The organism is Amycolatopsis sp. NPDC003865 (assembly GCF_053605345.1).
On the sequence record NZ_JBSGJA010000012.1, the window covers coordinates 188704 to 213707 of the forward strand.

Genomic DNA, 25004 nt, shown 5'->3' on the forward strand with positions numbered 1-25004 from the left:
TGGTCAGGGGGAAACCTCCACCTCCAGACCCATCACCCGGACGGTGCGCCGCCGGCGGAGCCAGCCGCGGGTGGGCGCGCCGTCCGGCAGTTCGTCGAGGAACGCCTTGCGCTGCGCCGCGGTCGTCGAGCGCCAGCGCATCGCCAGCACCGGGCGGACCGGGGCGATGAAGGGCCGCACCCGCTCGTGCGCCCCCGCCAGCCGGAGCTCGTATTCGCGGTCCGGCCGGTAGGCGAGGTCGAGGTCGATCAGTGGCTCGGCGCCGCCGGCGCGGTGGTGGCAGCGCGACAGCACCCGGGCGAGCTCGTCCATCGTGACCTGCAGCGTGCAGGGCATCTGGTCCTGCCAGCGACCGAGCCGCGGGGCGTTCACCGACGCCGCCGTGACCTCGTCGGCGAGCACGACCAGGGCCCGGACCGGCGATCCGGCCAGTTCGACGCGGATCCGCCGCCGGTCCGCGTCGACGTAGAAGCGGAGCACGCGGTCGGCGACGACGGCGCCCGACCGCAAGCGGACCCACTCCTCGACGGCGTCGGGCGAGGGGCAGGACGACACGAAGGTGAACGCCAGTTCGTCGCCGGCGAGGGTCATCGCCACCGGGAACAGGGAACCGAGGTCGTGCATCAACGCCGAGCCGATGACGAGTGCGGCGCGAGAGCCGCCTCCGGTCATCGTCTCCTCCTCCCCTCAAGCTACACCTGCAGGTCGGCTTCGATGCGCTTCAAGTAGTGGCGGGCCAGCGCCAGGTTCGCCCGTTCCCGGTCCAGCACCAGGTACAGGAACAGCGAGTTCCGCGACGAGTTCATCAACCGGATCAGGTGGTACTGGCGGTGCAAGGTGATCAGGATGTCCTCGATGCTGTCGTTGAGCGCGAGCGAGGACATCACCCGCAGCTTCGACCGCACGACCTCGGTGTTGCCGGCGGCGGCGACCTCCAGGTCGAGCCACTCGCCGCCACCGCTGGTGCCGAGCGACATCCCGCTGTCGTAGTCGACGAGCGCGACGCCGACGGCGCCGGTGATGGACATGGCTTCCTTCAGCGCGGTGTCGATGTTCATCATCATGCTGCTTTCCTTCCGTTGGACAGGCTTGTCCGCTACGCGGCCAGGATCGTGCCGATCCGGTCGATGACCGGCCGGGACTCGAAGAGCAGGCGCCCGACGTTCAGGCCCTTGTCCCCCAGGACGACCATCAGCGCCAGCCGGCCGACGGCGTAGACGGCCATGTAGCCCTCGCTGCCGAACACCACGGTCTGGCTCAGCGTGCCCTTCCCGGTCATTTCGGCGGCTTGGCGCGCGATTCCGAGATCGGCGGCGGCGAGCGCGGAGATCTTCGCCGGATCGATGTAGTCGTCCGCGTCGGCGATGATGGGTATGCCGTCGACCGCGGCGAGCACCGTGCCCGTCACCCCCGCGACGCTGTCCCGGAGATTGCGCAGCTCGGCGGCCAGTGCGTCGAAGTCCAATTCTCTCTTTGCTTTCTTTCGGCAGCGACCGATCGCCCGGAAGGCAGCGGTCACTCCGGACGACGTCGTGAGCAAATCGGTAGGCGGCCAGGCGATCAGCCGTTCGAGTTGCCCTGTCGCCGGGGACCCTACCGCCATCATCACTGCGCGCCTATGCGCGGCGGACGGTCATCCCGTGCATTTACACGATCGGGTGAAGCGGAACCGTTGATGTAACCGAAATTAATTCACCGGCAGCCGGTCGTCCATTGATCACGATCGACGGGCGACCGGTCGTCCGGAATTTTCGGCGAGGGTGGTTGAAATGCGGTTATCCCATTTCCGGGGGAGGTGTCCGAAAGTAGTCGGCAGTTCTCTTTCACCCATTCGCCGGAGCGGCGGGCAGCGGCAGGGACCGCGGCAGGCCGAACGCCGGGAGCACGCTGTTGTCGAACCGGGTCATCGCCGCGATCCGGTCCCCGGCCAGGGTCAGCACGTACAGGCCGGTCCCGTGCCGGATACCGGACGAACCGCGCAGGTACGCGCCGAAGGCCGGCTGGCCGTTGGCGCGGGTGGGCACGAGGTCGAACCGGCGGCCCGCGCCGAACAGGCCCGCGCAGAACCGGCCCACCACGTCCCGGCCCTCGTACTCGAGCGGCAACGGCGGCATCGACACGAACACGTCGTCGGTCAGCAGGGCCACCAGCGCGCCGATGTCGGCGGTTCCCACGCCCGCACGAAGCCCGCCACGATCGCGTGCTCGGCGGCCGAGCCCGGCGCGGGTGCCGGTGCGCGCTGCTGTTGCCGGCGCCGCAGGCCGGCCCGGGCCCGCTTGAGGGCGCTCTTCACCGAGTCGACCGTCGTGTCCAGCATGGCGGCGACCTCGCCCGCCGGGAACCCGAGGACGTCACGCAGCACCAGCACCGCCAGCTGGCGCGGCGGCAGGACCTGCAGCGCGGTCACGAACGCCAGCGAAACGGATTCGCGCTGCTCGTAGCGCGCCTCCGGACCTGGCGGCGCCGGGAACGCGCCTTCGAGGAGCGCGTCGGGGAAGGGTTCGAGCCAGACGGCTTCGCCGAGCCGCGTCGGTTCGGGCGGTTCGACGCCGGGGATGTCCCACGCCTTCGCCGGACGCCTTCCGGCCGCGCGCAGCGCGCTGAGGCAGCGGTTGGTGGCGATCCGGTACAGCCAGGTGCGGATCGAGGCCCGGCCGTCGAACCCACCGAGGCCCCGCCACGCCGACAGCAGCGTGTCCTGGAGGGCGTCCTCGGCGTCCTGGAACGAGCCGAGCATCCGGTAGCAGTGCACCTGCAGCTCGCGGCGGTGCGGCTCGGTCAGCTCCCGGAAGGCCTCGCCGTCCCCGGCCCGCGCCCGCCCGATCAGTTCGGTTCCCATCCGGCCTCGTCTCCCTGCTCGCGCTCCCATCCTGTACGGACGCCGCCGGGGCCGCGAAGGGGGCGGCCGCCCCCTTCGCGGTCGCCCCGGCGTCTGCCCCGGCATGGGAAAAATCATCATCAGTGAGAACGTCACGCTCGACGGGGTCGTCGAGGACCCGACCGGCGACGGGGGATCCGTCCGCTGGTTCACCCGGATCGGCGACGAAGACCGCGCGGCGTGGGCCGAGGTCGAACACGCCGAAGCAGTGGGCGCCGCGGCCCTCTTGCTGGGCAGGCGGACCCACGCGTACTTCCTCGCCCGGGGCTGGGCGGCGCGCACCGGCGAGTGGGCGGACCGGTTGCGCGCCCTGCCGAAGTACGTCGTCTCCGCCGCCGCGGTCGACGACGCCGGCTGGGGCGAGACCACGGTCCTGAAGGGCGACGTCGTCGATGAGGTCGCGAAGCTGAAGGAGGCGGTGAGCGGGGAAATCGTGGTGTACGGCAGCGGGATGCTGGTCCGCACCCTGATCGAGCACGAGCTGGCCGACGAGCTGCGGCTGTTGACCTACCCCTTCGTCGTCGGCACGGGCGCCCGGCTCTTTCTCGAGGCGAGCGGGTTCCGGGCGGCCCGGCTGACCGGCACGCGCACGGTCGGGACCGCCCTCGTCCTGTCGACCTACGAGCTCGGCCGTCCCTGACCCCGGCCGAAAGGACGAGATCCGCTGTCCCTTCGGCCGAGGTGGTGGCCGGGCCGCGCTCCTAGCTTGATCTTCATGGACTTCACAGCCAGGAGGATCGGGGGCATCGCGGTCGCCGCCGGGGCCGCGGTGGTGGCGGCCGGGGCCACCGTCATCGCCACCGCCGCCGATCCCGTCGCGCCCGAGGTCGTCAGCGCGACCCCGGCCGAAGCCGGGCGCGAAGGCCAGGGCAAGTACACCGCCGGGGACTACGTGCTGACCGTGCACGAGCTGAACGACGACGGCGAAGGCACGGACACGGCCATCGGCCCGCACACCGCGTACTACTCGAAGGTCCTGCACGGCACCGGATCGTGGCAGCCGACGGTCGTCAAGTTCTCCGCCGGCCGCGAGCGCGACGCGCCGACGGTCTTCGCCTACCCGGTTCCCGGGCCGGGCAAGGGCGTCGACTGCGTCGCGTCCGGGACCGAGGCCGCCCCGCGGGTGCGGTGCGAGACCAAGGTCGGTAGCCGACGGTGAAGTGCCGGTCGGCACCGGCGTTCTCGAGCTCGTCGACGACCAGTCGGCGGTCGGGGTGCGCCCGGCAGACGGCCGGCTGCGCGGCGCTCGCGCCGGCGGTGGCCCGATATCCGGGCGGGACGTACCGCGGGTCGTCGAGGACCAGTCCCCCTCCGGGGGCGCGCAGCGGAGCCGCGGCGGCGTCGAGCGGCGCCGACGACGGCGATCTTCATGAGAACCCTTTCGGGGACGGCGCGGAGGATCGGCGGCCGACGAGGGTGAACCCCGCGGTCTTCACCCGAGCCCGCCGTTCCGGGGAGACGGCGCGGGCAGCTGGCCGGCGACGAGCGCGGCCAACGCGAGCGCGAAGCCGGCGAGCTGGACCGGGCCGAGCGTCTGCCCCAGCACGACCGCGCCGAGCAGCGCCGCGACCAGCGGGGACAGCAGCCCCAGCACGGCCACGGACGCGACCGGCAGCGTCGTGACGCCGCGGAACCACAGTGCGTACGTCACCAGCCCGCCGATCAGGCCCAGCCAGAGGTAGCCGAGCGCCGCGCGGCCGTCGATCGGCGGTGGCGCTCCCTCGAATACGGCCGTGAGCGGCAGCAGGAGCAGCCCGCCCGCGGTCAGCTGCCAGCCGGCGAAGGCCGCCGGGCCGACGCCTTCCGGCCGTCCCCAGCGTTTGGTCAGCGTCACGCCGAGCGCCATCGTGGCCGCGCCGCCCAGGCCGGCGGCGATGCCGACGCCGTCGAACGCCGCCGCCGGGCCCAGCACGACCAGGCCGACGCCCGCCATGCCCGCCACGCCCCAGCCGAGCCGCCACCCCGACAGCCGGTCGCGCAGCAGCGGCACGGAAAGAACCGCGACGACCAGCGGTTGCGCGGCACCCAGTGTCGCGGCGACGCCGCCGGGCAGGCGCTGCGCGGCGATGAACAGCAGCGGCAGGAAGAGGCCGATGTTGAGCACGCCGAGGGCGGCGGCCTTGCCCCACCAGGCGCCGCGCGGCAGCGTCCGGGTGAGGGCGAGCGCGACGAGCCCGGCGGGCAGCGCGCGCAGGAGACCGGCGAAGAGCGGGTGCCCGGCGGGGAGGAACTCGGTCGTGACGAGGTAGGTGGTGCCCCACACGGCGGGTGCCGCCGCGGTGAGCGCGATGCGCGGGAGGTCGACCCGGGGCCGGTCCGCGCGCAGCAGCTGAGTGGTCATACCCGAATTCCACCGGTCGCCGATCGATGAGTCCAACACATGTTCGTCACCGCAGCGATCGTGGTTCAAGATGGATGGGTGGAACTCCAGCAGCTGCGGTACGTCGTCGCGATCGCCGAAACGACCAGCTTCACCCGGGCCGCCGAGCGGTGCCTGGTCGTCCAGTCGGCGCTGAGCCACCAGGTCGCGCGGCTCGAGCGCGAGCTCGGCGCGCGGCTGTTCGACCGGACGAGCCGCCGGGTGCGGCTGACCCCGGCGGGCGAGGCGTTCCTGCCGTCGGCGCGCCAGTGCCTGGCCGCCGCCGAGCGGGCGGCGGCCGAGGTCGCGGCGGCGATCGGCGAGGTGCGCGGGCGGCTGGCGGTCGGCCTGATCCCGACGGTCACCGCGGCCGACGTCCCGGCCGCGATCCGCGAGTTCCACGACCGGTACCCGCAGGTGCGCATCAGCCTGCGGGTGGGGGCGAGCGACGACCTGATCGAGCAGGTCCGCGACGGCAGCCTCGACGTGGCGTTCCTGGGCCTGCCCACGACGGCGACCCCGCGCGGCGTCGCGGTCCGCGAACTGGCCCGCGGCCACCTGATCGCGGTGGTGGCCCCGGACCACCCGCTCGCCGGCGAACCGGCGGTCAGCCTGAAACGCCTGGCCGCGGAGGTGTTCGTGGACCTCCCGCCGGGCACGGCCGGGCGCGCGCAGTCCGACCAGGCGTTCGCGGCGGCGGGCCTGGATCGCGAAGTGGCGTACGAGGTGACGAGCGCGGACTACGTGCCGCGCCTGGTCGGCCCCGGGCTCGGTGTCGCGATGCTGCCGTCGGGGTACGCGCCGCAGCTGAGCGGGGTGGTGACGATCGAGATCACCGACGCCCCGGCCCGGGTCGAGTACGTGATCTGGGCGGAGGCCAACCCCACCCCGGCGGCGAGTGCTTTCGTGGAGCTGCTGGGCATCGACACCGGGGCGGGCTGACGCCCGGCCGTCACATCTTTTCCGCTCCCGCCTTCACCGCCTCGCGGATCCGCGCGTACGTCCCGCAGCGGCAGATGTTGCGGATCTCGTCCAGGTCCGCGTCGGTGATCTCGTGCCCGGCCGCGCGGGCCTGGCGGACCTTCGCCACCGCCGCCATGATCTGGCCCGGCTGGCAGTACCCGCACTGGGCGACGTCGAACTCCAGCCACGCCTCCTGCATCGGGTGCAGGTCCTGGCCCACCGTCGCCGGCAGGCCCTCGATCGTGGTGATCTCGTCCGACTCCTGGATGTCGGCCACGCGGACCGAGCACGGGTTGAACGCCTTGCCGTTGATGTGGCTGGTGCACGCCTTGCAGACGTCGAGCCCGCAGCCGTACTTCGGGCCGGTGATGCCCAGCAGGTCGCGCAGGACCCACAGCAGCCGCAGGTCGTCGTCGGCGTCGACCGTGACCACCTTGCCGTTGATCTTCAGGGTGTGTTGCGGCACTGCGGTCTCCTAGTAGGCGTGGTCGAGGCCGTCGGTCGGCGACGGCGGCGTGGACGGCTGCACCGGCAGCGGCTCGAACGAGAGCGTGCCGTGGTTGATCGGGAACGAGGTCGGCATCTTGCCGACCGCACGCGCGTACGCGCAGGCCACCGCGGCGAACGACGGCGCCACCGCCAGCTCGCCCGCGCCGCTCGGGCTGTCCGACGTGTTCGGCATGACGACGACCTGCGTCTCGGGCGGGGTGTTCCACTCGCGCGTGTAGAAGTAGTTGTCCCAGCTGCCTTCCAGCGGCAGCCCGTCCTTGATGTGGATGCTGGAGGTCAGGCACATCGCGATGCCGTCGTTGAGCCCGCCGATCATCTGGGCTTCCAGGCCGCGTGGGTTGATCGCGAAGCCGGGGTCGACGACGACGAGCGCCTTCGTCACGCGCGGGCCGGTGACGCCCTCGCGGATCGGGCGGTTGACCGTCTCCGGCCGGCAGTCGATCTCGACCAGCACCGCGACCGCGCCCCGGTACTCCGAGTGCAGCGCGATGCCCTGCGCCACCCCGGCCGGCAGCGAACGGCCCCAGTTCCCGACCTGGACGGCCTTGTCCAGCACCGCGCGCAGCCGGTCGTCCTTGAGGAACTCGCGGCGGAACGCGACCGGGTCCTTGCCGAACTTCTTCGCCAGCTGGTCGACCACGAGCTCCTCGGCCGTGACCACGTTGGGCGAGTAGATGTTGCGCATGCTGCCGGTGTTGAACTTCAGCGGGATCTCGTTGAGCAGCTGGGTGGTGACGCCGAAGTTGTACGGCGAGGACTGGCTCAGCAGGAAGATCGACTCGGCGAAGCTGAGGTTGCCGGCGATGGGCAGCTTCGCCGCGGTCGAGGTGATCATCTCGCCCAGCCCGTGGCTGAACTCGGTCTGCACGCTCGTGTGGCGCTGCTCGAAGCTGACCACGTTGCCGAGCAGGTAGGTCGCCCGCACGCGCGACACGCACATCGGGTGGATGCGGCCCTGCCGGAAGTCGTCGGTGCGCGACCACATCAGCTTGACCGGCTTGCCCATCTTCTGCGACGCCTCCGCCGCTTCGGCCGCCGCGTCGTGGAACAGGTGCCGGCCGAACGACCCGCCGCCCTGGGTGACGTGCACGGTGACCGCGTCCTGCGGCAGGCCCAGCAGCTTCGCGATCTCTTCCTGGGCGACGATCGGTACCTTGAGGCAGGACCAGATCTCCGCGCGGTCGGCGCGGACGTCCGCGATCGCGGCACCCGTTTCGAGCGGGCTGTTGCTGGCCGCGGCGAACGTGAACTCGGCGTCGAGGTACTGGTCGAGCAGGCCGGGGACGGTCATCGGCAGCTGCGCGGCCTTGAGCTTCTTGAGCACGGTCGCGTCGGACTCGCCGTCGACCGTGCCCGGGCCCCAGGTCACCTTCAGGGCGCGGATCGCGTCGATGCACTGGCCGAACGTGCGCCCGCGCACCGCGACGCCGTGCGAGATAGCGGCGACGTCGGTGATTCCCGGCATCGCCTTGACCTCGGCGGCGTTGAGGATCGAGCGCGGGGTGCCGTTGATCGTCGGCGGCCGGGCGACCATCGTCGGCAGCGCGCCCGGCACGTCCAGGTCGAGGGTGAACTGCTTGGTGCCGGTGACCGCCGCGTGCGCGTCGAGCCGGTTCTGCGCCGTGCCGAGGACCTTGAACTCCGACCGCGGCTTGAGCGTCGCGGTCACGCTGATCGTCGTCGCGGACGCGGCCGCCTTCGCCAGCGACCCGTAGCTCGCCGTGCGGCCGGAAGAGTCGCGCACGACGCCCCCGGACGTCGTCAGCTGCGAAACCGGCACGCCCCACTTCGCGGCGGCCGCGGCCAGCAGCCGCTGCCGGGCGATCGCCGACGCCGTTCGGACCGGCGTGTAGATGCTGCGCATCGAGTTGGAGCCGCCGGTCAGCTGGTTCATCAGCAGCTCGGGCCGGGCGTCGGCCAACGTGACGTCGATCTTGTCCAGCGGGAGGTCGAGCTCCTCGGCGATCATCATCGCCACCGCGGTGGTCATCCCCTGGCCGACCTCGGTGCGCGGCACGGCGAACGCGGCCCGGCCGTCGGCGCCGACCTGGACACTGATCAGGCCGGACGTCGGCAGGGCGGCGAGGTTCTGCAGGTCGCCGAGGTCGAAGATGTCCTCGGGCTGGGGCAGGGACGGGATCGCCGCGTCGGCTTCGCGCGGGGCCAGCTCGGAACCGCCGATCTGCGCGGCGACGGCGAGCGTGGGCGCGGCCAGCACGAAACCGAGGAACCGGCGGCGGGCCATCGAGCGCGGCTCGGACCCGGGTGGTGGTGGAAGGGCGGGGTCGTGTTCGGGCATGAGCGGCTGGGACCTCTCGAACGACGGTGTGGGAGAAGCGCGGGCCGGAGCACCGCCGGGGCGGAGTGTTACACACATCACGCCGCCGAATGAAGGATCTGAGTGCCTACATTTGGCCTAGTGTCGTTGTGCACTGTGCACAGGGGGTACCGGTCAGGGCACGCGCGGTGGCGGGAGGAACGGCAGCGCGCGGACGACGAGAGCGAGCTCCAGGGCCAGTTCGCCGCCGGTCAGCGACCGGCCGGTCAGCTCTTCGATCCGGTGGATCCGGTTGAGCACGGTGTTGCGGTGGCAGTGCAGCGCCTGTGCCGAGCGGGTGGCCGAGCCGCCGGTCCGCACCCACGTCGCCAGGGTTTCCAGCAGCGGGCCGCGCTCGGCCGTCCGCAGGTCCAGCAGGTCGCCGAGCCAGTCGCGCTGCAGCGATTCGGTCAGTTCGGGCGAGGAGAGCAGCAGCGCTTCGGGCAGCCGCTCGGCCAGGCAGACGACCTCGACGCGGCCCGGCGGGACCGTCCGCATCGCCAGCACCGCCTGCCGGTAGGCCGTGTGCACCGCCGCCAGCCCGCCGACGACCAGGGACACCCCGGCCGGCACGGTGAGCACGGACCCGATCGCGCCGACGGCGGCCGTGACCTCACGCCCCGGCAGGGACACGAGCCCGACGAGCACGTCCGCGCGCGACTGCCAGGCCGACGCCGAGCCGAGGTCTTCCAACGCGGCTCCGAGCGGCTCGGCGAAGGCGGCGTCGCCCGGGCCCGCGGCCGCGACGACGACGTAGGGCCCCGAGATCGGCAGGCGCAGTGCCCGGCCGGCCTCGTAGGCGAAACCCGCGTCGGCGGCCCGGCCCTGCAGCAGCCCCTCCCACAGCGACGCGCGCCGCTGCTCGTCGGCGCGGACGAAGCTGCGCTCCGCCGCGTGGTAGGCCAGCGCGACCTGGGCCGAGGTGGCGTCGACGACCTCCCACACGCGGGTCGCGAGGTCGAGCATGGCCTCGTTGTTCACCGACCCGGTCGCGCGGGCCTGTTCGGTGAGGGCCTGCCAGACCAGCCGGCCGCCGATGCGGAACGAGCGCAGCACGTCGTCGAGCGGGAGCTGCTGCTCCGCGCGGCGCCGTCCGGTCGCCTTCGCCGCGTCGTAGAGGTCTTCACCCGTCCCGGCGGGGCGGCCGATCAGCTGCAGGACCCGGCGGAGGTTGTCGTGGCAGGACCGCCAGAGGTCGTCGTCGGGCACGACGTCGTCCACGCGGTAGCCCGGGTTCTGCTCGACGATGACGGCGGCCAGGGCGCCGGTGAGCTCGTCCAGCTCGTCCAGCACCCGGGCCGCCAGTGACCACGCGGTGTCCCGGGCCGCCGCCCGCGTCTCGCCCATCCGCACCACCACTGTCGCGCTCCCACCGGCGCGTCAGCCTACGTCGCCACCTCCGTTCCCGCTCACCTCGCGAGCGCGAAGCTCGGGTGCGGCGGCTGGTTGTAGGCGGTGTTCTGCCACGCGACGGCTTCCCGGTACTGCCGGTCCTGCATCAGCGAGACGTGCGAGATGCTCGTCGCGTCCGTGGTCGAGTAGATCCGCAGCGCCCGGTTGTCCGACGTCGGCCAGACGACCTCCTCGCGCCAGTCGCCGAACAGGTCCGCCTGCAGCGACGGCGTGTTCTTGGTGCCGTTGTTCGCGTGCACACCGGAGGCGGCGAGCAGGCGGGTGTCGGCGCTGGTGCCGTACTTGTCGATGTGGGTGCCGTCGAGCAGCTCGCGCTGGGCGTCGCCGTCCCACCAGACGACGAAGTTCGCCGAGGACGGCTTGCGCCCGATGTTCTGGCCGCTCGTGTTCAGCAGGCCGGACACCGCGGACGACCAGGACTCCGCGCCCGGGCTGCCCGCGTAGACATCGTCCGAGACGCCGCGGCCGTTGTCGCAGGAGCAGGACGGGTTCTGCCAGATGATCTGCCCGGTCTTCGCGTCGGCCATCCAGGCGGCCGGCTTCGACGTGTCTTCGTCCACTTTGAACTCTTCCAGCCCGGCCCGGCCCGGGATCAGGTCGCCGACGTGCATGGCGTCGCCGTGGCCGAGCCGGGTGTTCCACAGTGGAGCACCGGTGTCGTCGATCGCCATGGCGCCGAAGACGATCTCGTCGCGGCCGTCGCCGTCGGCGTCGGCGATGGCCAGCTGGTGGTCTCCCTGCCCGGTGTACTGCGAGCCGGCCGAGTTCGAGTCGAACTTCCACCGCTCGGTCAGCGCGCCGCCGCGGAAGTCCCACGCGGCGATGACCGTGCGAGTGTAGTAGCCGCGGGACATGATCAGGCTCGGGTGCGAGCCGTCCAGGTAGGCCGTCCCGGCGAGGAACCGGTCCACCCGGTTGCCGTAGCTGTCGCCCCACGAGGACACCGTGCCGCGCGGCGGGTCGTAGTTCACCGTCGACATCGCCGCGCCGGTCTGGCCGTTGAACATCGTGAGGTACTCCGGGCCGGACAGGACGTACCCGCTGGAGTTGCGGTAGTCGGCGCCTGCGCTGCCGATGACCTGGCCGGTGCCGGAGCGCGTGCCGTCGGCGGTCTTCATCGCGACCTCGGCCCGGCCGTCGCCGTCGTAGTCGAAGACCTGGAACTGCGTGTAGTGCGCGCCGGCCCGGATGTTGCGGCCCAGGTCGATCCGCCACAGCCGGGTGCCGTCCAGCCGGTAGGCGTCGACGTAGACGTTCCCGGTGTAGCCGGACTGCGAGTTGTCCTTGGCGTTGCTCGGATCCCACTTCAGCACGATCTCGTACTGGCCGTCACCGTCGAGGTCGCCGACGCTCGCGTCGTTCGCGGCGTAGGTGTAGCTCTCCCCCGACGGCGTGGTGCCTCCGGCCGGGAGCTGGATCGGCACGTCCCGGGTGCCCGCCGCGGCCGTGCTGTCGAGCGTCAGCGACTTCTCGGCGGCGAAGGCGGACATCCGCTCGACGCCGCCGACGACGGCCCGGACGGTGTACCCGGCTCCCGCGGGCGCACCGGCGTCCAGGAAGCCGGTCGGCCCGCCGGCCGGGGTCTGCGTCACGCGGGTGCCGTCGCGGTAGACGGCGAACGTGACACCGGCGGGGTCGTCGGCGAGCAGGCGCCAGCCGACCCGGTTTCCCTGCGGGGTGTGGACGCTGACCACCCCGCGGTTCAGCTTGTCGAACGTCGGCGAGGTCTCCCCCGCCGCGGTGCCCGGCAGCGCCCCGGCCACCAGGACGCCCACGAGCAGCGTGCGACTCAGCGCGTGCATGCACTTCTCCTTGTCTGGTGTGGACGGTTCAGCCGGCCGCGCACGTGCTGCCGTTGAGGGTGAACGACGCCGGCGCGGGGTTCGAGCCGGTGAAGGTTCCGTTGAAGCCGATGCTGGTCGAAGCGTTCGGGGCGAGGGTGCCGTTCCAGCTCAGGTTCGTCGCGGTGACGTCGGCACCGGTCTGCGTGACCGTGGCGCCCCAGCCGGGCGGGATCACCCGCTGGCCCGCGGGGTAGCTGAAGGCGAGCGTCCAGCCGGTGACAATGCTCGTGCCGGTGTTGGTGATGGTCACCCCGGCGGTGAACCCGTTGCCACCGCCCCAAGGCGGCGCGGAGTAGCCGACCTTGCACGTTCCCGTGCCGCCGCCCGCACCGGTCGTCACGCTCACGGCCGCGGAGTTCGCCGAGGTGTTCCCCGCCGCGTCGCGGGCGCGCACCTGGTAGCGGTAGGTCGTCGACGCCGTCAGCCCGGTGTCGGTGAACGTGGTCGTGCCGGTCGTGCCGACCTGGGTGAATGTGCCGCTGCCGGTCGCGCGGAGGACGTCGTAGCCGGTGACGCCGACGTTGTCGGCCGAGGCCGCCCAGGACAGGGTGGCGCCCGTGGCCGTCACCGCCGACGCGGTCGGCGTGCCCGGTGTGGTCGGGGCCTGGGTGTCGGTGGTGCCCCCGCCGTAGATCGTGGCCTCCTTCGAGGTCTGCCGGACGCCGTTCGCGCCGGTGAGAAAGCGCTCTCCCCAAGCCGTCAAGCCGGCGGGGTCGAACGAGGTGACCATGTCCAGGTAGGCGACGTCACCGCTGTTTCCGCTCCACGACCAGCCGAGGTAGCCGAGGCCGCGGGCCTGCGCCTGGGCCATGATCGTGTCCTCGTCGGGGTCGCCGTCGGTGTGCCGGTTCCCGAACTCCCCCACCACCAGCGGCAGCCCGGCGGTGCGGAACGCGTCGAAGTACCCGGTGATTTCGGCGGCGGTGTCGTAGACGCCGTACATGTGGATGGAGAACACCGTGTTGTGCTGCGGATCGGCGGCGAGCACCGAAGCGGCGTTGTCCCGCATGATGTTCTGCCAGTCCTGGCCCCACATCGGCGCGTCGGCCATCAGCAGGTGCTGCAGGCCCGCGCCGCGCAACCGGGTGATCGCGGCGCTCGTCGCGCTCGCCCAGGTAGCGCTCACCTGCTGGTTGTTGCCGAACGGCTCGTTGCCCAGGTTGATGACGACGTAGTTCTCCTGGCCCTCGAGCGCGCTCGCGACGCTGATCCAGTAGCTCGCGGCCTGGTCGAGGCTCGCGGCCGCGCTTTCCTCGCCGTAGCCGGTGGTGTCGTGGGCTTCCAGGACGCAGATGAGCCGGTTCTGCTTGCACAGCGCGATGACGCTGGTGACCTCGGCCGCCGACGTCGGTCCCCACCGCTGGCCGCTGCCGAGCACGACGCGGACGGTGTTGGCGCCGAAGGACTTGATGTCGGCGAACGCTCGCGTCTGGGCCGGGTACCAGGCGTACGGGTGGTTGACGCCGCGCATCACGAACGCCGCGCCGTTCGCTTCGGCGACCTGCGTGCCGCTGACGTGCAGCCCGGTCGCCGCCGTCGCGCCGGGCAGTGCCGCGACGACGGCCGGGTACCAGCGGCTTTCCAGCTTCTGGATGCCGGTGGTGCTGTTCGGGTGCACGCCGTCGGTGGTGTCGGCGGCGGTGTCGAAGCCGGTCCACTGGTCGACGACGGTGATCGGCGACGCCGCGGTGGAGTGCGCCTGCGCCCAGCCGGGGATGGCGGTGTTCAGGTCGGCCACCCGCTGCCCGCAGGCGGTGCAGCCGGCCGGGTTCATCGGGATGATCTTGGCGACGATCAGTTTGGTCGCCGGGTTGCTCGCCCGCATCTGGCCGAGCAACGTGGTGAAGGCGTCGAGGATCGCGCTCGCCGCGACGGCGTTCCAGACGTCGTTGGTGCCCAGGTGCATGAGGACGACGTCCGGCCGGGTGGCCGAGAGCCAGCCGGGCAGCTGGTTGTCGCGCACGATGCCGGTGGCGAGGAAGCCGCCGTGGCCTTCGTTTTCGCCGTCGTAGGCGAACCCGCAGCCTGGCGGGGGCAGCGTGCCGACGAAGTCGACGTCGGTGTGCCCGGTGTCCTGCAAGTGCTTCCACAGCAAAGCGCGCCAGCACCCGGGCGAGCCGGTGATGGAGTCGCCCAGCGCCATGATCCGCGTGGGCGCCGCCGCGGGCGCCGCGGTGGCTGGGGCTCGCGTCGGGGCGAGCGCGCAGGCGGCGAAGAGCACGCCGACCACGACCGCCCGGAGAAACCGCCGGGGCATACCGACCTCCTGAGGTAACCGACAGGGACAGTCGACGTGGGAGCGCTCCCAGCCGGGCAGTGTAACGGCTTCGCCGGCCGGAGCGAAAGCATCGGCCGATTCGACCACGTCGTCGAAAACCCCGTCGATGTGCGGCGCCGCCCCGGTTACCGTCGGCGGCATGACGACACTGGAAGGCCGGGTCGCCGTCGTGACCGGGGTCAGCCGCCGGACCGGGATCGGCTTCGCGGTGGCCGCCGAGCTGCTGGCGGCCGGCGCGTCGGTGCTGGTGCATTCGTGGTCCCCGCACGACGCGGAACAGCCGTGGGGCGCCGATCCGGCCGGCGACACCGGAATCGTGGAGCTGCTGGGCGGCGAGGGCGACCGGCTGCGGCACGTCGCCGCCGACTTCGCCGACCCGCAGGCACCCGGGAAGGTGGTGGCCGCCGCGGTCGCGGCGTTCGGCGCGGTCGACGTGGTGGTCGCCAACCACGCCCGGAGCTCGAACCACACCCTCGCCGGGGTGACCGCCGCCGAGCTGGATCTGACCTGGGCGGTCAACGCCCGCGCGAGCGTGCTGCTGGCGCAGGCGTTCGCCGCCGCCCACGACGACTCCCGCCCCGGCGGGCGGATCGTCCTGTTCACCTCCGGGCAGCACCTGGCGCCGATGAGCCAGGAGCTGCCGTACGCGATCAGCAAGGGCGCGATCCACCAGATGACGCTCACCCTGTCCGACGCGCTGGCCGACCGCGGGATCACGGTCAACGCGCTCAACCCGGGGCCGGTCGACACCGGCTGGGCGGATCCGGACCTCGCCGAGCGCGTCGGGCGCGCCCTGCCCACCGGGCGGTGGTGCCGCCCGGACGAGGTGGCCCGGCTGGTCCGCTGGCTGGCGTCCGACGAGAGCCGGTGGATCACCGGCCAGGTCGTCAACGCCGAGGGCGGGTTCCGCCGCTGGGTGCTTTAGGTCCGATGTGGACAGTCAGCCGCGGCGATCATGCCGGAATGGCGCAACGCGGCCCATTGCTCCCGGCCCGCGGCCTCGGTACAGTCAAGATCGTTCTCACCCACGCCGCGTTGCCCACTCCCGCCCCCCGGCCCCAGGAGCACGACGTGCGCATCCTCTCCCGGTTCTCCGCAGCCCTCTTGACCACGGTGCTCGCCATCCCCGCCGGCACGGCCCACGCCGCGGCGACGGCGTGGCCCGGCGATCCCGCCGTCGCGGTCGCCGATGCCGCCGGCGTCTTCGGCGACAACCTGAGCGGGCTCGCCTTCGACGGCCCCGATGTGCTGTGGGCGGTCAAGAACGGCCCCGGCACGCTGTACCGGCTCGTCCGCGACGGTGGCAAGTGGACCCCGGCGGCCGGCTGGCCGTCCGGGAAGAAGCTGCACTACCGCGACGGCAGCGGCGACCCGGACGCCGAAGGGGTGGTGGCCACGCCCGACGGTGTCTTCGCCGCGACCGAGCGCGACAACGACGGCGACGGCAGCCTGCTGAAGGTGCTGCGGTTCGACACCGCGTCGGCGGCCGGGTCGCTCGGCGCGGTGGCGGAGTGGGACCTCACCGGCGACCTGCCCGCCGTCGACGACAACGGCGGGTTCGAGGGCATCACCTGGGTCCCGGACTCGTTCCTGACCGCGAACGGCTTCCGCGACGAGCACACGAAGACCCGCTACGACCCGGCGGCCTACGCCGGCCACGGCAGCGGCCTGTACTTCGTCGGTCTCGAAGACGAAGGCATGGTCTACGCCTACGCCCTCACCCAGTCGGGTGGTGGTTTCACCCGGGTCGCGGCCTTTCCGTCCGGGTTCCCGAAGGTGATGGAGCTGGAGTTCGAGCCGTCGGCCGGGCGCCTGTGGACGGTCTGCGACGACACGTGCAACGGCAAGACGGCGACGCTGAAGGTCGTCGACGGCGCGTTCGCGGTGTCGGCGACCTACGCGCGGCCGTCGAAGATGCCGAACTACAACAACGAAGGCTTCGCCATCGCCCCGACGTGCTCGTCGGGGCGCCGGACGGTCGTGTGGTCCGACGACGCGAACGACGGCGGCCACGCCCTGCGCGCGGGAACGCTGACCTGCTGATCCGGTGCGTTGCTCCGGATGTACCAACGGCTCACTGGTTCGTGTGGATCGTGACTGCTTTGGGTAAGTGGTGTCCATGGTTGTCAGAGCCCCTGAGCGACCCGCCGCGACGCTCACCCCCGCGCCGCGGCGGGTCAACCAGTTCGCCCACTGCGCTCCGCTGTTCGACGAGCGCCGCGAGCTCACGCCCGGCGACCCCCGGCACGCCGAACTGCGCGCCCGGCTGATCACCGAGCACCTCGCCCTGGCCGAGAACATCGCCAAGCGCTTCGCCGGGCGCGGCGAGTCGTTCGACGACCTCGTGCAGGTCGCGCGGACCGGCCTCATCCACGCCGTCGACCGCTACGACCCGGGCCGCGGCCGGGACTTCCTGTCCTTCGCGGTGCCGACGATCATGGGTGAGGTCCGCCGCCACTTCCGCGACAGCGCGTGGTCGATGCGCGTGCCGCGGGCGTTGAAGGAGCTGCAGCAGAACCTGGTCAAGGCGACCGGCGAGCTGGCCCACGACCTCGGCCGCTCCCCCACCCCGAGCGAGCTCGCGGCGCACCTGGACATCGACGTCGAGACGGTCCGCGAAGGGCTGCTGGCGGCCGAGGCGTACAAACCGGCCTCATTGGACGCCCCGGCCCGCGGCAGCGGCGACTCCGGCACGATCGGCGACCAGCTGGCCGACCGCGAATCCCCGTACGCGAAGGCCGACGACCACCTGACCCTCGAGGCGGCGATGGCGGACCTCCCGCCCCGCGAGCGCGCGATCATCGAGATGCGGTTCGTGGAGGAACTGACCCAGAGCCAGATCGCGGAGCGGGTGGGCGTCTCGCAGATGCAGGTGTCCCGGCTGCTGGCGAAGACACTGGAACAGCTGCGCCACCGCGTGGTCGCCGGCTGACGCCCGCGCACGGTCACCGCTGCCGCGCAGCAGCGAGAAAACCTCGCTGCTGCGCCAGTCCGGCTTGCCCGGTCGCGTACCCCTGCGCGAGTCCGAGGTAGGTGACCCCGGTGCTCTCCGCGTATTCCCGGGCTTCCGCCTCGGCGCGGGCGATCGCCGCGCGGAGGGAGTCCGCGCGCCACACCGTGATCCGTTCTTCGTACGGCCGCTCGGCGGCTTCACCCGTCGGCCAGCCGCTGGATCGTCTCGCCCAGCCACGCCTCGAGTTCGGCCGGGTCGCCGAGTTCGGCGCGCAGGACGCGGCGCCGGGTCGACACGCCCAGCACGAACGCGTCGATCGCCGCGGCCCGGCCGCGTGCCCGCGCGTCGTCCAGACCGCTCTCGCGCAGGTAGTGGCGCAACGGCTCCAGGGAATTCGTGTCCAGGAACGCCGCGAGCGCCTCCGCCGCCTCCGGGCGTTCGCCGGCCGCGCGCTGCAGCGCCAGCAGGGGGTCCTCCCCCGGTTCGCCGAACCAGCGGCGGACGATGCTCGCCGCCAGACGCGGCCCCAGCGTGGCGCGGTCGCCGTCGAACGAGTCCGCGACCGGGATCTCCACCCGGGTCGCCGCGAGGAACAGCCCGTCCTTGCCGCCGAAGTAGCGCGTGATGAGGTTGGGCGACACGCCTGCCGCGTCGGCCACGCCCTTGACCGTGATCGCCCGGTAGCCGTGGCGGGCGAACAGGTGTTTCGCGTGCGCCAGGATCCGCTGCCGGGTGGCCACCGCGTCGCGGGAAGTCATGTGTACGAGCATACACATCATGTGTACGGTGATACACATGACCGACGACCTCCGTGAAAGACTCCGGCGCACGCGGCGGATCACCACCCCGTGGAGCGACGACCCGGCCCGCGGCACCACCCGCGCCCGCCTCGACGAACTCCTGGACCACTGGGCGAACGGCTACGACTGGGACGTCCACGAGCGCCGCATCCGCGCGCTCCCGTGGACGACCGCGGGCACCCTGCGCCTGCTCCATCAGCGGTCGGCCGACCGCGACGCTCCCGTCGTCGTGCTGCTGCACGGCTGGCCCGACTCAGTGTTGCGGTTCGAACGCGTCCTGCCGCTGCTCACCGACCTGCACGTGGTGGTTCCCGCGCTGCCGGGCTTCCCGTTCGCGGCCCCGCTCACCGAGCCCGGCATGTCGGCCGGCCGGATCGCCGGGCTCGTCGCCGTCGCCCTCGCCGAACTCGGCTACCCGCGCTACACGGTGTCCGGCGGCGACATCGGCGGCACCGTCGCCGAGCTCCTCGCGGCCGAACACCCGGACCGCGTGACGGCGCTGCACCTGACGAACGTCGCTCCGCAGCGCGCGCTCACCGCCGACCCCGCGGCGCTCGCCCCGGACGCGGCGGCCTACCTCGGCCGGGCGGCGCGGTGGTTCCGCACCGAGGGCGGCTACATCGCCGAACAGTCGACGCGGCCGAACACCCTCGCCGTCGCCCTCGGCGATTCACCCGCCGGCCTCGCGGCGTGGATCGCCGAGAAGCTCGACTTCTGGTCGGACGCCTCGGCTTTCACCGCGGACGAGCTCCTCACGTGGGTCACCGCGTACTGGGTCACCGGCACGATCGGCACGTCGTTCACCACCTACGCCGAACCGGTCGCCCTCCCCGGCCGGGTCGGCACCCCGACCGTGCTGTCGGTGTTCCCCCGCGACATCAAACCCGAGCCGCGCAGCTACGCCGAGGCGTTCCTGAACGTCCGCGAGTACGTGGAACACCCGGCGGGCGGCCACTTCGCGGCGTGGGAACAGCCCGAGGCCTACGCCGGCGACGTCCGCCGGGCGGTCGGGCTCGGCGCTTGAGCGTTCACCAGCCGCAGACCGGTCTCCACGAGGATCCACCCGAGACGTTCCCGTCGCGTTCCCTCGCGCGAGACGCGGACCGCCGCCCGCCTCAGGTCGGATTCCCGCGCGCGGACCAGGTCCTCGGCCAGCAAGAAGTGCACCATCATTTCCCCCTCAGTCGGATTCTTCGGGCCGCGCCCGCCGCGGGAACGCCGACCAGTGCGTGATCACGGCGTCGTCGCCCGGTCGCGCGTCCCGGCGGTAGCGGTGGATCACGGCGTCGACCTCCGCGCTCATCGCCGCCGCTTCTTCGGGTGTCAGCGACAGCCGCACATCGCTGAAGACCGCCTTGTCGTGCCACCGGTCGATCCACCGCGGCAGCTCGCTGACGAACCGCGCCTCGGACTCGTACCGGTGCTCGATCACCGAGCGCAGGTACGTGTCCAGCGGCGCGGCGAGATCCGGGTCGCCCATGAAGTCGACGACCCGCATCCGCGTCGACTTCTGGACCGGCCGCCACCACCGTTCGCGCTTGTTCCCGCGTTCGCTGTCCTCTTCGACCAGGCCCGCCTCGGCCAGCTGCCGCAGGTGCCAGCTGGTGGTGCCGGAGCTCTCCCCGACCCGTTTGCCCAGCCCGGTCGCGGTCGCCGGGCCGTCCGCCTGCAGCAGTTCGAGCAGGCGCATCCGCAGCGGGTGGGCCAGCGCGCGGAGCATCCGCGCGTCCAACGGCCGCGACGGCTCTTCCTCGGTCATGCCATCACCGTAGACCACAGAGAGCCCTTTGCAAAGAGTCCTCTGCGATTGGTCGAAACCGCGCTGAGCCTCAACCGGCCGGGGCGTCCGGGCGTGCAGGGAACGTCCGCACCACCCACCGGAAAGGACCGCCATGGAGACCCCGACCGAAGACCCGATCGGCCCGCCGATGCTCGGCCAGGCACCGCCGGTCACCGCCCGCAACCAGGCGCTGGCGGGCCGCCACGCCCGCAAGGACACCCTCGGCACGCTCAGCACCTGGACCACCATCAGCCTGCACCCCGAGGACAGCTGACCCGCCGCCCGCCACCGGGCGCGCCGGTGGCGGGCACCGGCTCGGGTCGCGCCGGCTCAGCCCGGGCCGCGGCGGTGGCGGAACAGCGCCCGGTACTCCCGCGGTGACGTGCCGAGGTGCCGGTGGAACGCCGCCCGGACGGTCGCGGTGCCGCCCAGGCCCGTGTGCCTGCCCAGGTGCTCCACCGGGAGGTCCGTCGTCTCCAGCAGCTCCCGCGCCCGGTCCAGGCGCGCGCCGGTCAGCCAGGCCATCGGGGACGTCCCGGTCTCCTCGCGGAACCGGCGCAGGAACGTGCGCCGCGACAGGTGGACGCGGGCGGCGAGCGCGTCGACGTCCACCTGGCGCGTGAGGTCGGCCAGCAGCCACTCGCGCAGCGGGCCGAGCCGGTCGCCCGTCGCCTCCGGGCGCAGGCGCTCGACGTACTGCGCCTGGCCGCCCGCGCGCTGCGGCGGGGCGACGAGCTGGCGCGCCTTGGCGTTGGCCGCCGCGGCGCCTTCGTCGGCGCGGATCAGGTGCAGGCACAGGTCGATCCCCGCGGTCACCCCGGCCGAGGTCAGGACGTCGCCGTCGTCGACGTAGAGCCGGTTGGGCAGCACCCGCACGCGCGGGAAGCGCGTGCTCAGGTCGGCGGTGAACCGCCAGTGCGTGGTCGCGGGGCGCCCGTCGAGCAGGCCGGCCTCGGCGAGCGCGAAGGCCCCGGTGCAGATCGAGACGATCCGCGCGCCGCGGGCGTGGGCGGCCCGCAGCGCGGCCAGGACCCCGGCGGCCGGCGGGGTGCCGATGTCGTCGTAGCCCGGGACGATCACGGTCCCGGCACCAGGCAGGGCTTCGAGCCCGGCGTCCGCGGCGATCGTCAGGCCGCCGCCGGCGACCGGGACCGGGCACCGGTCCGCGCACACCGTCAGCTCGTAGTGCGGGTCGGAGCCGAAGACCTGCACCGGGATCCCGATGTCCAGGGCGAGCACGCCGGGGAGTGCCAGCACCGTGACGCCGTGCCGCTTCATGGCACGATCCTAGCGGTGATGGGCCTGCGGGCCACTGTCGCGGGCCGGCACCGGCTTCTAGCGTCGAGCGCGTGACCGACTTCCTCGCCCTGCCCGCCGGACCGCTCGCCGCCACGATCCTCGCCACCGCGCGGGACACCGAGAGCCCCGGGGTGGCCAACCACAGCGTCCGGAGTTTCCTGTTCGCCCGCCTGCTCGCCGAGCACGAGGGCTGCCTGGACGACCCGGCCTACGACGCCGGGCTGCTGTTCGCAGCCACCGTCCTGCACGACCTGGGCCTCGGCACCCGGGCGCCCGGCCGGTCCCGCTTCGAGGTCGAGGGCGCGGATCTCGCCGCCGAGCTGCTGACGGAGCACGGCGTCGGCGCGCCGCAGGTGGACCTCGTGTGGGAGGCGATCGCGCTGCACACCTCACCCGGCATCGCCGAACGCCGCGGCCTGCTGGCCTACCTGACCCGCGAAGGGGTGGGCATCGACTTCGGCCGCAACGCCCACGTCGTCAGCGGCCGGCACGAGCGGATCCACGAGCGGCACCCGCGGCTGTCCATGGTCCCGTCGCTGGTCGACGCGATCGTCGAACACGCGGCCCGCGCGGAAGCTGTGGCGGCACCGCGCTATTCGATCGCCGGTGAACTCCTGCGCGAGCGGCGGGAAGCCGGGGTCACCGGCCTGGAACGCGCAGGCACGCCCTGGGAGTGACCGCGCCGGGTGTTCCGGACCTTCACCCCGGCGGTCGAGCCCCGGCCGTGAGCACCGGCAGCGCCAGGCGATCGACGACGTGGTCGAGGAACCCGGCGTCCAAGGGCAGCCGCCACAGCCAGCGCATGAACAGCACCGACGCGACGACTTCCTCGAACAGCGCGGCGTCGACCGGGCCGGGCAGCTCGCCGCGTTCGACGGCCCGCTCGACCACCTCCCCCGGGAGCCGCGCGCCGCTGGAGAACCGGGTCTCCAGCTCGTCGATCAGGGCCGGGTCGGACGCCCGGGCCTGCACCAGCCCGACCGCCAGGCTGCCGTCGTACCCGGCGAGCACTTCGGCGAAGCGCCGCGTGTGCGCGAGCAGGTCGCCGCGGAACGTCCCGGTGTCGACCGACCACGACGTCCGGCTCCCGTGGTAGCGGGCCATGGCCGCGAGCGTGATTTCGCGTTTGCCGCGCCACCGCCGGTAGATGGTCGCCTTCGACGTGCCCGACCGCGCGGCGACGGCGTCGATCGTCATCGACACGTAGCCGGCCTCGGCGAGCAGCTCCAGCACCGCGTCGAGGATCCGGGCGTCACGGGTGGGATCCAGCGGGCTCATGATCCGATCCTATCAGTGCACTTCACAGCGTCAAACGGTACGAAACAGTTTCGTACTGTACGGTCGATGAGGACCTCGACAGGAAGGGACACCATGACCGTCACCTCCTACGCGGCGCACTCCGCGGGCAGCCGCCTCGAACCGTACGAGCGCGAGCCCGGCCCCCTCGGCGCGCTGGAAGCCGACGTCCGCGTGACGCACTGCGGCGTCTGCCACAGCGACATCGGCCAGATCGACGACGAGTACGGCATCACCCGCTACCCCTGCGTCGCCGGCCACGAAGCCGTCGGCGTGGTCGAAGCCGTCGGCAGCGCCGTGGACACCGATCTCCTGCCGGTCGGCACGCGGGTGGGCGTCGGCGCGATCGCCGGCGCCTGCTTCCGCTGCGCCTTCTGCCTGAGCGGCCGGCACAACCTCTGCCCGCGGCGCGACGACACCGTCATGCGCGGCGACCGCGGCGCCTTCACCGAACTGCTGCGCGTCTCGGACTGGCGCACCGCCTACCCCATCCCCGACGCGATCCCGTCGGAGCAGGCGGCGCCGATGATGTGCGCCGGTGTCACGGTCTTCGCGCCTCTGCTCCGCCACGGCGTCCGGCCGGTCGACCGGGTGGCCGTCGTCGGGATCGGCGGGCTGGGTCACCTGGCCCTGCAGTTCCTGTCCCGCTGGGGCTGCGACGTCACGGCGATCTCGACGTCCCGGTCCAAAGAGGACGACGCCCGCCGCTTCGGCGCCACGTCCTTCCTCGCCACGGGTGAGGAAGGAGCGCTGGCGGCCGCGGCCGGATCGTTCGACTTCGTCCTGTCCACAGTGTCCGCGAGCCTGCCGTGGGACGACTACCTCGACCTGCTGGTGCCCCAGGGACGGCTGAGCGTGGTCGGCGTGCCGCCCGAGGCGATCGCCGTCCACCCGATGCGGCTGCTCCCGGCGGAGAAGACGATCTCCGGCGGCGTGCCGGCGTCACCCGGCGAGACCCGGCTGATGCTGGATTTCGCGGCCCGGCACGGGATCGGACCGCAGGTGGAGACGTTCCCGGTGGCGGAGATCACCACCGCGGTCGAGGTGGTTCGCCGCGGACAGGCGCGTTACCGCGCGGTCGTCTCGCTCACGTGAACCGCCGACCGGTCCCGCACCACGGGACCGCGAGCCGCCACCCAGGTGATCAAGGCGCCACCGGCGAACACCGCGCCGAGAACGGCCGAGCCCGGCCAGCCCGCGACGGCGTAGACCGCCGTCGTCGCGGCGGCGCCGGCCGCCGAGCCGAGTGAGTAGAACACCATGTACCCGCCGATCACCGTGCTGGTGCGGCCGGGGAACGCGCTCGTCAGCAGGTGCTGGTTGGCCACGTGCCCGACCTGGACGGCGAAGTCGAGCAGCAGCACGCCGAAACCCAGCAGCGGCAACGACCACTCCAGCAGGCCGATGGCCGGCCACGAAACGAGCAGCAGCACCAGCGCGATCCCGGTGACGCGGCCGGCGTGCCCCGCGTCGGCCCAGCGGCCGGCCCGGGCCGCGCCCAGCGCCCCCGCGAGCCCGGCGATGCCGAAAAGCCCGATCTGCGTTTCGCTCAGGTGCCACGGTTCGCCGGCCAGCGGCAGCGCCATGCCGCTCCACACCGTGCCGAAGGACGCGAAGAGGAAGAACGCGATCAAGCCCCGGCTGAGGAACAGCGGCCGCGCGAGGTGGCGGGCCGGCGACGGCCGCGAGGGCACGGAGCCGGTCCGGGCATCCGCGGGCAACGCCACGAGGCACAGCGGGGCGAGGACGGCGGCGAGGGCCGCCGGCGCGAGGTAGCCGCCGCGCCAGCCGCCGAGGTCGGCCAGTGCGCCGGTGAGCACCCGGGCGCCGAGGATGCCGGCCACCACGCCGGAGGTGACGACGCCGAGGGTGCGCCCGCGCTCGGCGGGCGGCGAGATCGATGCCGCGTAGGCGACCGCCGTCTGCACCACCACTGCGAAGAGCCCGGCGACCGCGAGGCCGCCGAACGCCACCCAGGCGAGCGGCGCGGCCGCGGTGCCGGCCAGGCCGGCCGCCAGCAGGCCCAGGTGGGCGGCGATCAGGCGGCGCCGGTCGAGCCGGTCGCCGAGCGGCACCAGCAGCACCAGCCCGGCGAGGTAGCCGAGCTGTCCCGCGGCCACGAACCAGCCGACGGAGCCGCGGGGCACGCCGAGGTCGTCGCCCATCGGGCCCAGCACCGGCTGCCCGGCGTACACCCCGGCGACCGCCACCCCGCACACCACGGCCAGGAGCAGTCTCGACCCGCGCCCCACGACACCTCCAGTTGGTTGCGATTTGCAACTCTTCGGAGCGTAGGCGAGAATGGTTTCATTAC

At 72.7% G+C, this 25004-nt stretch carries 27 protein-coding genes; 10 read left to right on the forward strand and 17 right to left on the reverse strand.

All coding sequences use genetic code 11. The features are described from left to right. Positions 1 to 3: 3 nt before the first annotated feature. From ACWEVP_RS27630 to ACWEVP_RS27650, 5 genes are all read right to left on the reverse strand, one after another. On the reverse strand, positions 4 to 672 hold the full coding sequence (locus ACWEVP_RS27630) for a hypothetical protein (RefSeq protein WP_452065465.1): 669 nt from the start codon (positions 670 to 672) through the stop codon (positions 4 to 6). A gap of 20 nt (positions 673 to 692) precedes the next feature. Next, positions 693 to 1058, reverse strand: coding sequence for a hypothetical protein (locus tag ACWEVP_RS27635; RefSeq protein WP_452065603.1), 366 nt, complete (start codon positions 1056 to 1058; stop codon positions 693 to 695). A gap of 38 nt (positions 1059 to 1096) precedes the next feature. Further along, entirely contained in the window at positions 1097 to 1465 is a 369-nt protein-coding gene (locus ACWEVP_RS27640) for a roadblock/LC7 domain-containing protein (protein ID WP_372662148.1), read from the reverse strand. A gap of 358 nt (positions 1466 to 1823) precedes the next feature. Beyond that, positions 1824 to 2174, reverse strand: coding sequence for a hypothetical protein (locus tag ACWEVP_RS27645; RefSeq protein WP_452065466.1), 351 nt, complete (start codon positions 2172 to 2174; stop codon positions 1824 to 1826). Continuing rightward, the gene (locus ACWEVP_RS27650; protein WP_452065467.1) at positions 2135 to 2839 is read right to left on the reverse strand and encodes an RNA polymerase subunit sigma-70; all 705 of its coding nucleotides are present in this window, start codon (positions 2837 to 2839) and stop codon (positions 2135 to 2137) included. The genes ACWEVP_RS27645 and ACWEVP_RS27650 overlap by 40 nt, the downstream gene beginning before the upstream one ends. Before the next feature lie 103 nt (positions 2840 to 2942). Between ACWEVP_RS27650 and ACWEVP_RS27655 the strand changes: the two genes are divergently transcribed. Beyond that, a complete protein-coding gene (locus tag ACWEVP_RS27655; protein ID WP_452065468.1) occupies positions 2943 to 3518 on the forward strand; it encodes a dihydrofolate reductase family protein in 576 nt (191 codons plus the stop codon). Between the two features lie 75 nt (positions 3519 to 3593). Further along, on the forward strand, positions 3594 to 4037 hold the full coding sequence (locus ACWEVP_RS27660) for a hypothetical protein (RefSeq protein ID WP_452065469.1): 444 nt from the start codon (positions 3594 to 3596) through the stop codon (positions 4035 to 4037). A gap of 273 nt (positions 4038 to 4310) precedes the next feature. On the opposite strand, the gene ACWEVP_RS27665 is transcribed toward ACWEVP_RS27660, so the two are convergent. Further along, the gene (locus ACWEVP_RS27665) at positions 4311 to 5219 is read right to left on the reverse strand and encodes an EamA family transporter (protein WP_452065470.1); all 909 of its coding nucleotides are present in this window, start codon (positions 5217 to 5219) and stop codon (positions 4311 to 4313) included. 78 nt (positions 5220 to 5297) lie between these two features. On the opposite strand from ACWEVP_RS27665, the gene ACWEVP_RS27670 reads away from it, so the two are divergent. After that, complete coding sequence (locus tag ACWEVP_RS27670; RefSeq protein WP_452065471.1) at positions 5298 to 6179, forward strand: LysR family transcriptional regulator; 882 nt, start codon at positions 5298 to 5300, stop codon at positions 6177 to 6179. 10 nt (positions 6180 to 6189) lie between these two features. Here the strand turns inward: ACWEVP_RS27670 and ACWEVP_RS27675 are convergent, their stop codons facing one another. The 5 genes from ACWEVP_RS27675 to ACWEVP_RS27695 all read right to left on the reverse strand — a co-directional run bounded on the left by ACWEVP_RS27675 (position 6190) and on the right by ACWEVP_RS27695 (position 14541). After that, on the reverse strand, positions 6190 to 6666 hold the full coding sequence (locus ACWEVP_RS27675) for a (2Fe-2S)-binding protein (protein WP_452065472.1): 477 nt from the start codon (positions 6664 to 6666) through the stop codon (positions 6190 to 6192). A gap of 9 nt (positions 6667 to 6675) precedes the next feature. Next, a complete protein-coding gene (locus ACWEVP_RS27680) occupies positions 6676 to 9009 on the reverse strand; it encodes a molybdopterin cofactor-binding domain-containing protein (RefSeq protein ID WP_452065473.1) in 2334 nt (777 codons plus the stop codon). A 153-nt stretch (positions 9010 to 9162) separates the two neighbouring features. Then, positions 9163 to 10374, reverse strand: a complete 1212-nt coding sequence (locus ACWEVP_RS27685) for a PucR family transcriptional regulator (protein WP_452065474.1) — start codon at positions 10372 to 10374, stop codon at positions 9163 to 9165. Between the two features lie 62 nt (positions 10375 to 10436). Next, complete coding sequence (locus ACWEVP_RS27690) at positions 10437 to 12242, reverse strand: rhamnogalacturonan lyase (RefSeq protein WP_452065475.1); 1806 nt, start codon at positions 12240 to 12242, stop codon at positions 10437 to 10439. 28 nt (positions 12243 to 12270) lie between these two features. Further along, the gene (locus tag ACWEVP_RS27695; protein ID WP_452065476.1) at positions 12271 to 14541 is read right to left on the reverse strand and encodes a cellulase family glycosylhydrolase; all 2271 of its coding nucleotides are present in this window, start codon (positions 14539 to 14541) and stop codon (positions 12271 to 12273) included. Positions 14542 to 14701: 160 nt separating this feature from the next. Between ACWEVP_RS27695 and ACWEVP_RS27700 the strand changes: the two genes are divergently transcribed. The 3 genes from ACWEVP_RS27700 (at position 14702) to ACWEVP_RS27710 (ending at position 17494) form a co-directional block, all read left to right on the forward strand. Further along, positions 14702 to 15487 (forward strand): SDR family oxidoreductase, encoded by a 786-nt coding sequence (locus ACWEVP_RS27700; RefSeq protein ID WP_452065477.1) that lies wholly within the window; start codon positions 14702 to 14704, stop codon positions 15485 to 15487. Between the two features lie 146 nt (positions 15488 to 15633). After that, positions 15634 to 16605 carry an esterase-like activity of phytase family protein gene (locus ACWEVP_RS27705; RefSeq protein ID WP_452065478.1) on the forward strand — a complete coding sequence of 324 codons (972 nt, stop codon included), beginning with the start codon at positions 15634 to 15636 and terminating at the stop codon, positions 16603 to 16605. Positions 16606 to 16681: 76 nt separating this feature from the next. Continuing rightward, positions 16682 to 17494, forward strand: a complete 813-nt coding sequence (locus ACWEVP_RS27710; protein WP_452065479.1) for a SigB/SigF/SigG family RNA polymerase sigma factor — start codon at positions 16682 to 16684, stop codon at positions 17492 to 17494. Positions 17495 to 17507: 13 nt separating this feature from the next. Here the strand turns inward: ACWEVP_RS27710 and ACWEVP_RS27715 are convergent, their stop codons facing one another. Both ACWEVP_RS27715 and ACWEVP_RS27720 read right to left on the reverse strand, forming a co-directional pair. Beyond that, positions 17508 to 17678 (reverse strand): hypothetical protein, encoded by a 171-nt coding sequence (locus ACWEVP_RS27715; RefSeq protein WP_452065480.1) that lies wholly within the window; start codon positions 17676 to 17678, stop codon positions 17508 to 17510. A gap of 34 nt (positions 17679 to 17712) precedes the next feature. Then, positions 17713 to 18273, reverse strand: a complete 561-nt coding sequence (locus ACWEVP_RS27720) for a TetR/AcrR family transcriptional regulator (protein WP_452065481.1) — start codon at positions 18271 to 18273, stop codon at positions 17713 to 17715. 37 nt (positions 18274 to 18310) lie between these two features. On the opposite strand from ACWEVP_RS27720, the gene ACWEVP_RS27725 reads away from it, so the two are divergent. Continuing rightward, positions 18311 to 19339 (forward strand): epoxide hydrolase family protein, encoded by a 1029-nt coding sequence (locus ACWEVP_RS27725; protein WP_452065482.1) that lies wholly within the window; start codon positions 18311 to 18313, stop codon positions 19337 to 19339. A 156-nt stretch (positions 19340 to 19495) separates the two neighbouring features. On the opposite strand, the gene ACWEVP_RS27730 is transcribed toward ACWEVP_RS27725, so the two are convergent. Next, positions 19496 to 20074 carry an ArsR/SmtB family transcription factor gene (locus tag ACWEVP_RS27730; protein WP_452065483.1) on the reverse strand — a complete coding sequence of 193 codons (579 nt, stop codon included), beginning with the start codon at positions 20072 to 20074 and terminating at the stop codon, positions 19496 to 19498. Positions 20075 to 20207: 133 nt separating this feature from the next. Here ACWEVP_RS27730 and ACWEVP_RS27735 point away from each other — a divergent pair, with 133 nt between their 5' ends. After that, the gene (locus ACWEVP_RS27735; protein ID WP_452065484.1) at positions 20208 to 20369 is read left to right on the forward strand and encodes a hypothetical protein; all 162 of its coding nucleotides are present in this window, start codon (positions 20208 to 20210) and stop codon (positions 20367 to 20369) included. A gap of 56 nt (positions 20370 to 20425) precedes the next feature. Here the strand turns inward: ACWEVP_RS27735 and ACWEVP_RS27740 are convergent, their stop codons facing one another. Beyond that, entirely contained in the window at positions 20426 to 21373 is a 948-nt protein-coding gene (locus tag ACWEVP_RS27740) for a GlxA family transcriptional regulator (protein ID WP_452065485.1), read from the reverse strand. A 71-nt stretch (positions 21374 to 21444) separates the two neighbouring features. Here ACWEVP_RS27740 and ACWEVP_RS27745 point away from each other — a divergent pair, with 71 nt between their 5' ends. Next, positions 21445 to 22071, forward strand: a complete 627-nt coding sequence (locus ACWEVP_RS27745) for an HD domain-containing protein (RefSeq protein ID WP_452065486.1) — start codon at positions 21445 to 21447, stop codon at positions 22069 to 22071. Between the two features lie 22 nt (positions 22072 to 22093). On the opposite strand, the gene ACWEVP_RS27750 is transcribed toward ACWEVP_RS27745, so the two are convergent. Next, positions 22094 to 22672, reverse strand: coding sequence for a TetR/AcrR family transcriptional regulator (locus ACWEVP_RS27750; RefSeq protein ID WP_452065487.1), 579 nt, complete (start codon positions 22670 to 22672; stop codon positions 22094 to 22096). Between the two features lie 93 nt (positions 22673 to 22765). Here ACWEVP_RS27750 and ACWEVP_RS27755 point away from each other — a divergent pair, with 93 nt between their 5' ends. Then, on the forward strand, positions 22766 to 23785 hold the full coding sequence (locus tag ACWEVP_RS27755) for an NAD(P)-dependent alcohol dehydrogenase (protein WP_452065488.1): 1020 nt from the start codon (positions 22766 to 22768) through the stop codon (positions 23783 to 23785). Here the strand turns inward: ACWEVP_RS27755 and ACWEVP_RS27760 are convergent. Beyond that, on the reverse strand, positions 23758 to 24942 hold the full coding sequence (locus tag ACWEVP_RS27760) for an MFS transporter (RefSeq protein WP_452065489.1): 1185 nt from the start codon (positions 24940 to 24942) through the stop codon (positions 23758 to 23760). The two genes, ACWEVP_RS27755 and ACWEVP_RS27760, sit on opposite strands and share 28 nt — an antisense overlap. Positions 24943 to 25004 lie beyond the last annotated feature (62 nt).